Source organism: Alcanivorax sp. HI0083, from assembly GCF_001635175.1.
Genome location: NZ_LWFX01000949.1, coordinates 1 through 7,963 on the forward strand (window position 1 = coordinate 1; position 7,963 = coordinate 7,963).

At 57.6% G+C, this 7,963-nt stretch carries 6 protein-coding genes and 2 pseudogenes; 5 read left to right on the top strand and 3 right to left on the bottom strand.

The genetic code is table 11. The features are described from left to right. Positions 1-857, top strand: a pseudogene (locus A3754_RS27660) (NAD(P)/FAD-dependent oxidoreductase); the annotation flags it as partial. A gap of 139 nt (positions 858-996) precedes the next feature. Here A3754_RS27660 and A3754_RS10615 read toward each other — a convergent pair. The 3 genes from A3754_RS10615 to A3754_RS10625 form a co-directional block, all read right to left on the bottom strand. After that, positions 997-1,962 carry a nitronate monooxygenase family protein gene (locus A3754_RS10615; protein ID WP_063519650.1) on the bottom strand — a complete coding sequence of 322 codons (966 nt, stop codon included), beginning with the start codon at positions 1,960-1,962 and terminating at the stop codon, positions 997-999. A 366-nt stretch (positions 1,963-2,328) separates the two neighbouring features. Continuing rightward, complete coding sequence (locus tag A3754_RS10620) at positions 2,329-2,817, bottom strand: DUF4282 domain-containing protein (RefSeq protein WP_063519651.1); 489 nt, start codon at positions 2,815-2,817, stop codon at positions 2,329-2,331. Positions 2,818-2,943: 126 nt separating this feature from the next. Then, positions 2,944-3,558 carry a TetR/AcrR family transcriptional regulator gene (locus A3754_RS10625; protein WP_063519652.1) on the bottom strand — a complete coding sequence of 205 codons (615 nt, stop codon included), beginning with the start codon at positions 3,556-3,558 and terminating at the stop codon, positions 2,944-2,946. A gap of 125 nt (positions 3,559-3,683) precedes the next feature. Here A3754_RS10625 and A3754_RS10630 point away from each other — a divergent pair, with 125 nt between their 5' ends. From A3754_RS10630 to A3754_RS10645, 4 genes and pseudogenes are all read left to right on the top strand, one after another. Further along, positions 3,684-4,517 (top strand): SDR family oxidoreductase, encoded by an 834-nt coding sequence (locus A3754_RS10630; protein ID WP_063519653.1) that lies wholly within the window; start codon positions 3,684-3,686, stop codon positions 4,515-4,517. Positions 4,518-4,572: 55 nt separating this feature from the next. Further along, entirely contained in the window at positions 4,573-5,499 is a 927-nt protein-coding gene (locus A3754_RS10635; protein WP_063519654.1) for a hypothetical protein, read from the top strand. Between the two features lie 73 nt (positions 5,500-5,572). Then, the gene (locus A3754_RS10640; protein ID WP_063519655.1) at positions 5,573-7,126 is read left to right on the top strand and encodes an NAD(P)/FAD-dependent oxidoreductase; all 1,554 of its coding nucleotides are present in this window, start codon (positions 5,573-5,575) and stop codon (positions 7,124-7,126) included. Positions 7,127-7,304: 178 nt separating this feature from the next. Further along, positions 7,305-7,963 (top strand): annotated as a pseudogene (locus A3754_RS10645) (alkaline phosphatase); the annotation flags it as partial.

Genomic DNA, 7,963 nt, shown 5'->3' on the forward strand with positions numbered 1-7,963 from the left:
CGGAAGTGGACCCGATCTCGGTGGGCATGCGTCGTTTCCTGCCGGAGATGATGGTTTACCGGTTGGCGAGGGCGCGGAACATCGGCCTTCAGCGTCTGATCTTCAAATTGTCCAAGCAGCGTCCCAAGCTGGTTCGTCGTGCCCTGTTGGCTGCCGCCAAGCGTCAGCTGGGTGATGATGTAGATATGACCCATTTCCGCCCCAGCTACAATCCGTGGGATGAGCGTTTGTGCGCGGTGCCCAATGGTGACTTGTTCAAGACCTTGCGCCGGGGTGAGGCCGAAGTGGTGACCGATCACATCGAGCGGTTTACCGAAACCGGTATTCTGCTTAAATCCGGCAAGGAGCTGGAAGCCGATATCATTATCACGGCCACGGGGCTGAATATTCAGATGCTCGGTGGGGTAGAAGGCACCATCGATGGCAAGCCAGTGGAACCGCGTGAGTCGCTGGTCTACAAAGGCATGATGTTGCGCGATGTGCCTAACATGGCGCTGGTGTTCGGTTACACCAACTCATCCTGGACCCTGAAAGCGGACCTGGTGTGTGAGTATGTCTGCCGTCTGCTCAATCATATGGAAAAGACCGGTGCCCAGACGGTGATCCCGCGTGACAAGGAGAACTGCATCACCGACGAAAACTTCCTTGGTATGCAGTCCGGTTACATCCAGCGCGCCAATGACCGTTTGCCGCGCCAGGGCTCCAAGCAGCCGTGGATGGTAGTGCAGAACTACATGGTCGATTTGCCCAAGTTACGTTTCGGCGCCATCGATGACGGTATTCTGGAGTTTGATAATTACCAGCAGGGCAAAAAGAAAGGGCTGGTGGCGTCGATGATCGGCTCTGTGACTGGCTGAGCAGGCGACGCGCGATAGCGCGCTTGAATTGATGTTGAGCGTAAATGAAAAAGCCGCGTCCAGAATCTGGGCGCGGCTTTTTCATTTACAACCAGAACAAACCTGATTGCTTTGCGGCTTGTGGCAGGCAGCGGTTATTTCATTTCCAGGGCAGGCCTTCCATGCGCTGGCGGGCGGCGGAGTATTCCTGCTTCAGGCGGGCGATCAAATCGGCGGCCGGGCCGACTTTTTTCACCGCACCAATACCTTGGCCACTGCCCCAGATGTCTTTCCAGGCTTTGGAGCTGCCATCACCGAAATCCATTTTTGACGGATCGCTTTCTGGCAGGTTGTCCGGGTCCAGGCCGGCCGCCTCGATAGAGTTGCGCAGGTAGTTACCGTGCACCCCGGTGAACAGGTTGGAATAGATAATGTCGTTGGCGCTGCCGTCTACGATGGACTGTTTATAGCGTTCGTCGGCATTGGCTTCATCGGTGGCGATGAAGGCGGAGCCGATGTAGCCCAGGTCGGCCCCCATGGCCTGGGCGGCAAGAATGGAATCGCCGGTGGCAATGGCGCCGGACAGCAACAGTGGGCCGTCAAACCATTCACGGATTTCCTGCACCAGCGCCAGTGGCGACAGGGTGCCGGCATGGCCGCCTGCGCCGGAGGCCACGGCGATCAGGCCATCCGCGCCTTTCTCGATGGCTTTTTTAGCGAAAAAGTTGTTGATGATGTCGTGGAACACCAGGCCGCCATAGCTGTGGATGGCTTCGTTCACATCCACCCGGGCGCCCAGTGACGTAATCACGATGGGCACCTTGTACTTCACGCACATTTCCAGATCGTGCTCCAGCCGGTTATTGGATTTGTGCACAATCTGGTTCACCGCGAACGGGGCGGCAGGGCTGTCCGGGTTGGCCTGGTTCCAGGCATCCAGCTCTTCGGTGATGCGCTTGAGCCACACTTCCAGTTCTTCCGCCGGGCGGGCATTCAGGGCCGGGAAAGAGCCGACGATGCCGGCTTTGCATTGGGCAATCACCAGGTCCGGGTTGGAAACAATGAACATGGGGGATGCCACAACGGGCAGCTGCAGGCTGTTCTGCAGGGAGGCAGGTAGGGCCATGGGAACTCCTCAACTCACACGGTGAGCGCCACCGGAAAAAGGCGGGGCGCTTTCAGGGGCACAATAGTGCGATATCCCTGCGGCGATGTCAGTACCGGGAACGACAATCCGGGCGCGGATATGGACGTATTGCACAGGCCTGCCAGCCCTGACCACCGCTGGACGCCGAATGCCCGGCGGCAGACGCGGGTATTCAAAACCTGAAAATCCTGGCCGCCATGCTCTTTGCGCACAAGTACCCGATGATTTCCTGAATATTCCTGAAAAGGGGGGATCGCAATAGCGACAGCCTCTCAGGCTATGGGGGGTTGCGTCAGGCATCCTGCGCCGGGCGTTTGGCAAAGTGCGGCTTATTCGCGATAAACCTTACTTGTCCGGGTGGCCCCGGAAGGCATTTAAGAGGCGGCTGGGCAAGCCGGCCGAGCGCAGGAAGGGGCGCACATGCATCAGGGTTTCATGGATGTCGTTGACGTGATCATTGAGCAGATCCACGTGATCGGTAATGCCGTCCACGCGCACGGACAGGTCCGCCACCTGGCCGGGCAGGGCATCCATTCGTTCGATGATACGCATAATGCGGTGGGCCATGATCAGGTATTCCAGTGCGGCTCGAATCACCGCCACGATCACTAAAAACGCCAGTGGTGCAATCACCGCCGCGATGATTCCGGCCAGGGTGGAGAACCAGAAGCTCAGGCCGACGACGCTCACTACGACCACTAGCGCCCCGATAATCAGCAGCAGGTAGAACAGCGGCATCAGCTGCATGGTCAGGTAGCGGTTGAAGCGCCAGTCCGCCAGGTTGGGGATGCGCGATTCGCCGGTCGGCGGCGTGCCTGGGTTGGGCGTTTGCATGTTGGCTCCTGTTGTTATTTTGGCGGCAAGCGTTGTGTTTTTAGTGTCTCTTGCCGTCGCTATGGCTGTGTATGCATGAAACGTGGTGTCCCGGTTGGACTTCGGTAACGCGTACTGAAAAATGGGTCAGGCTTCAGGGAGGCCCAGTTTGTGTTCCGCGTAACTGGCCAGGATGTCGCCAAATACGGTGACCAGCTCATCGAATCCCTGTGTCGGCTGTTGCTCCGAAAGGTGACGAACCACGGTAAAAACCCCGCCGTTGATATAAAAGTAGGCCAGCGCGGGGATATTGGGCAGGCGCAGCATGTCCGGGTGGTGCATCAGATACTGGGTGAACAGGTCCATCAGCGCCCGGTTGATGGGCTCCTGATAGATCACCATGTCCAAACTGAAGGCGTGACGGGCGCATTTCAGGTAAAGCTGGTTGTTCTCCTCGAGAAAATCCCGAAAGGTAAATAGAAGCTTGGCCACCGCATCGCGGATGTTCAGCCGCACCAGCTCTGGAATCAGTGGTTTGATCATCGCCACTGTGTCGTCCACGAACCGTGCACCCGCAGCCTCGAAGATGGCGTCCTTGTCCTCGAAATATTCATACAGGGAGCCCACGCCGATGCCGGCGATGTCGGCAACTTGCCGCGCCGTGGTGGCAGAAGGGCCCTGCTGGGCAATGGCAATCAGGGCGGCCTCGACGATGGCGTCGACGGTGGCTTTGGAGCGTTGTTGTTTGGGTTTGCGAGCCATGATGATTTCCGAATTGAATCCGAACAAGCATTCGATTTATTGTTACACCGAGCAATGTAACAGTAAAGTCTTGCGTTGCGATACAGGGGGCAGGCAAGGCAAACGGTGCAAGGGAGTGAGGCTTCATGTTCGCTAGTAATAACAAAATAACCTATGCCGCCTCTGCTGTGGTGACCGGGGCGGGCAGCGGCATTGGCCGTGCCTTTGCTGAAGAGCTGGCCCGGCGCAACAGCGCGGTGGTCTGTGCAGATATCAATCTGGATACCGCCCAGGAAACCGCCGACCGCATTACCCGTACAGGCGGTCGCGCCTGGGCGGTGAAGTGCGATGTCAGCGTGCAGGCCGACGTGGAAGCGCTGGCCGAGCAAGCGGAGACATTATTGCCGGAACCGGTGAATCTGGTCATTAACAATGCCGGCGTGGGGGTAGGCGGCAAGCCGGTGGGCGACATTTCCCTGGACGACTGGCACTGGACCATGGGCATCAACCTGTGGGGTGTGATCCATGGTTGTCACGTTTTTGCCCCCCGTCTGAAAGCCCAGGGGCGAGGCGGCATTATCAACGTGGCCTCCTCCGCCAGTTTTGCGGCCGCCCCCTTGATGGGCCCCTACAACGTAACCAAGGCCGGGGTCCTGGCCCTGTCGGAAACGCTGGCGGCGGAAACCTCCGGCACCGGCGTTAACGTGACGGTGCTGTGCCCTACGGTGGTGAACACCAATATTTTCACTGCCGGGCGAATTGATGCCGGGGTGACGCCGCTAATGAACAAGATTGTGGAACTCACGGGCGTTTCTGCCGAGGGGGTGGCGCTGACCACGCTTAAGGCGCTGGACCGGGGGCAGTTGTATGTGCTGCCGCAACTGGACGCACGCATGATCTGGCGAGCAAAGCGTTATTTGCCCGCCACGTATACCCGTGGCGCCGGGCTGCTTAGCCGCCTGGCGTCTGCAAAAGCATAAAACGCATTCACGTTAAAACGGTTTAAACATCGTATCGCGATAACAGGAGAGCATTATGGCATCTATCGATCTTGATAAAATGCTGGCCAAAATCAAATCCACCCAGTGGGCTCTGTCAGATATCGACTGGGATGCCCCCGGCGCGGAACTGATTACTGAAGAACAGTGGCCGAAACTGAAAGATTTCATGGCCGACCTGATGTGGATTGAGCACGTGGGTGCCCGTGCGTTTGCCGCCATGGCCAAGAAAGCTCCCACTGATACTCTGCGTGAAATTTATACTTATTTTCATGCGGAAGAGCAGCGCCATGCCAATGCCGAGATGGCACTGATGAAGCGCTGGGGCATGCTTGAGGGCGATGAAATTCCCGAGCCCAACATCAACCTGCGGTTGGTGATCGAATGGCTGGACCGTTATAGCGATGAGATGCCGGTCTATGTATTGGGCACCGTGGTGCCGATGCTGGAGATCGCCCTGGATGGCGCCCTTTGCACCTTCCTGCTGGAAACAGTGAAAGATCCGGTTTGTCACCAGGCCTTTGAGAAAATCAATGACGATGAATCGCGTCACCTGGGGGTCGGTTTCAGCGTGATGGAGATGCAGGGGCGCGGCAAAACCTTTATCGGTGCCACCAAAATGCTGGCGCCGCTGCTGGACCCGCGCCTGATGCTGGGCATTGCCTCCTACGTGCCTCTGTTGAACAAGATGCGCGACAACATTATTACCATGGGGCTGCCGGAAGAGCGGCTGTATGCGGCCATGGCCAAGTTCGAAAAAATTGGTGGGCGCACGGAAGATGGCCGCCGCAATCCCTGGTTCCAGGTGATCCGTCAACATGCCAAGTTTGTGGTGGACCGCAACAATCGTGCTTACCACATGCCGGTGGATGGCATGGTCAAGCTGACCGGGCTGATCCCGCGCCGGGCTTTGCCTGCTGTACCTTCCTGGGTAAAAGAGCTGACCTACCAGCCCACCGCCTGATGTTGCCGATGACGGCTCATCAGGTGCCCGGTGTGCGTGATGAGCCTCTCATGTTTGCTGAAGAGATATTGTTATGACCACATCCTCTGCCTCCCCAAAAAAGACCGCCCGCAAAACGGCTCCCCGTAAGCGTCCTGCCTCGGCCAAGCGTACGGCGGCAAAAAAAAGCCCAGCAGTAAAGCCGGTATCGGTGCTGATCGTTGGGGCGGGTTTTGCCGGCCTGGGAATGGCCATCCGTCTCAAACAGGCCGGCATTGAAGATTTCGTAATTCTGGAGCGCAGTAATGCGGTGGGGGGTACCTGGCGCGACAATCAATATCCCGGTGCGGCCTGTGATATTCCGTCCAATCTGTATTCCTATTCGTTTGCGCCCAACCCCAACTGGTCGCGCAGCTTTTCGGGCAGCGAGGAAATTCTCGGTTATATCCATCACCTGGTGGCCGAGTTCAAACTGGAATCACATATCCGTTTCCAGAAAAACGTGGAAGACCTGTCTTTCGATGAAAAGAAGGGCGTCTGGACCGCGACCACCGATAAAGGCGAAAAGTTTGCCGGCCGTGCTGCGGTGATGGCCCAGGGGCCTCTGTCCAATTGTAGCTTCCCGGCGATTACGGGCATCGAAGATTTCAAGGGCCACAAGATCCACAGTGCCCGCTGGGATCATGATTATGATTTCGCGGGCAAGAAAGTGGCGGTGATCGGCACCGGCGCCAGTGGCATCCAGATTATCCCCGAGCTGGTGAAACAGGCGAAGCATGTAAAAGTATTTCAGCGTACCCCGGGCTGGGTCATGCCGCGTCCGGATTTTGCCACGCCGCAGTGGAATAAAAAGCTGTTCGAAAAGCTGCCGGCCAGCCAGCAAGCCATGCGCAATCTGCTCTACTGGACCCATGAAAGTATGGCGCTGGCCGTAATCTGGAACTCGCCGCTGACCCGTATTGCCGAACGCGTGGCGCGCTTGCATTTGCGCCGGCAAGTGAAGGACCGCTGGCTGCGTCGTCAGCTGACGCCGGACTTCACCATCGGCTGCAAGCGGGTGCTGGTATCCAACGATTACTACCCGGCACTGCAGAAGGATAACGCCAAGCTGATTACCTGGCCGATTGCCCGTATCAGCGAAAAGGGCATCCGTACCGTGGAAGGCATCGAGCATCAGGTGGACTGTATTGTTTTCGCTACCGGTTTCGATGTCAGCCATTCAGGTACACCTTTCCCGGTGAAGGGGCGCCAGGGGCGCGTCCTGGGCGATGAATGGCAAGGCGGAGCCCAAGCCTATAAGAGTATTAATGTGTCGGGCTATCCGAACCTCTACATGACCTTTGGCCCCAACTCCGGCCCTGGCCATAATTCCGCGCTGGTGTATATGGAATCCCAGCTCGATTATGCCGTGAAAGGGGTGCAGAAAATTCTGCAGGAAGACCTGAAGGTGCTGGATGTGAAAGAGGATGTGCAGCGCAAGCACAACAAGGCCATGCAGAAACGGTTGGCCAAAACCAACTGGAATTCCGGCTGCAAGAGCTGGTATCTCACCGAAGACGGTTTCAACGCCACCATGTACCCCGGGTTCGCCACCCAGTACGCGGCGCAGATGGCCGACTTCGAGGAGAACGATTACGAAACCGCCTGATGTGAATCAGTCTGGTTTCATCCGGTGAACGCGGCCCTGCCTGGCAGGTGCCGCGTTTTTTTATGCCAGAACAGAACAGACACAATTTCTTCACCTCCCCGTCTCTTCGTTTTCATGAACGACCTGTAAAACCCTGAAAGCAATTCGTTTGGGGAAAATAAACAGCAGGGGTTATTCAATGAAGACTTTGTATCTGGGGGCCAGCGTGGTGCTGGCGGTGGCGTTGACCGCCTGTGGTGGCGACAACAATGAGTCTGATGCCGCTGTCGATGAAGCGGTGCGCACGCCAGACAGCATCCGGTTGTCCTATGTGAGCCGTTATTCCACGGGCAGCTTTGATGCTTCCGCCGCCGAGATCCCGGCCTATGACGCGGCCAGCCAGCGCCTGTTTGTGGTGAATGCGGAAGAGGGTGAGCTGGATGTACTGGACCTGAGCGATCCTGAGAATCCGGTCAAGATCAATGCGATCAGTGCTGCAGGCATTGCGGCGGGCGCGGAAGTGAATAGTGTCGCTACCAGCCATGGTCTGGTGGCCGTGGCGATTGAAGCCGATCCCAAAACGGACAACGGTTTTGTTGCCCTCTATAAGGCCAGTGATCTGACCTTGTTAGGTAGCCAGCAAGTGGGCGCCCAGCCGGACATGGTGGCGTTTACCCCGGATGGAACCCGTGTACTCACCGCCAATGAGGGCGAGCCCAGCGACGATTACCAGACGGACCCGGACGGCTCCATCAGCATTGTGGATTTCAGTGATCCGGCCAACCCGGTCGTGATCACGGCGGGCTTTGACGCTTTTGATGCCGCCACCCTGCGAGACAGGGGCGTGCGAATTTATGG